Source organism: uncultured Ruegeria sp., assembly GCF_947497005.1.
Taxonomy (GTDB): Bacteria; Pseudomonadota; Alphaproteobacteria; order Rhodobacterales; family Rhodobacteraceae; genus Ruegeria.
Genome location: NZ_CANMFF010000064.1, coordinates 1 through 631, shown reverse-complemented (window position 1 = coordinate 631; position 631 = coordinate 1). Strand labels below are relative to the sequence as shown.

Annotated in this window: 1 protein-coding gene; it reads right to left on the bottom strand. The window is 52.5% G+C overall.

The genetic code is table 11. The features are described 5' to 3' along the window. Positions 1 to 560: IS6 family transposase (locus Q0816_RS25915; protein ID WP_298856207.1), on the bottom strand; the 560-nt coding region annotated here is incomplete at its 3' end. Positions 561 to 631 lie beyond the last annotated feature (71 nt).

Below are 631 nucleotides of genomic sequence, written 5' to 3'. Positions count from 1 at the left end.
CCGAGCATTGGGCGGATCCGGCGTTTGATAAATCGATGGTCTTGTTCAATGATGTTGTTGAGATACTTCCGCCTGACCATCTCGATTGGGATCGGGCAACCAAAGCCTTTCAACATTTTGTTGATGGCGGTGATACCAGCTGTGTTGGCGCCGCTTTTATCGATTACTATCTTTCTTGGGAGTCCGTTTACTTCGAGCGCACGAGCGAAGAATTTTGTCGCCGCAGCTTTGTTCCGCCGTTTGGACAGCATGAAATCAAGGGTCTTTCCCCGTTTGTCGACCGCCCGGTATAGGTAGACCCATTCTCCTTTGACGCGCACATAGGTTTCGTCCACTCGCCAGGATCGATCGCAGCAACGCTTCTGACGACGTGCCCGGTCGGCGAACAGAGGTGCGTATTTGACGATCCAGAGGTTCAGCGTCGCGTGATCTACCTTGACGCCACGCTCGGCCAGAATTTCTTCCAGATCCCGATAGGACACAGAATAACGAAGATAGAAATACACCGCGTGCAAAATCACATCCCTTGGGAAATGAGCGCCTTTGAATGAGATTGTCACTGCCCGCCTCGTTCGAAATCTGAGACGCCACTAACACGGAGGCGTCGGAGCCGAAAGTTTGCGACAAAGCC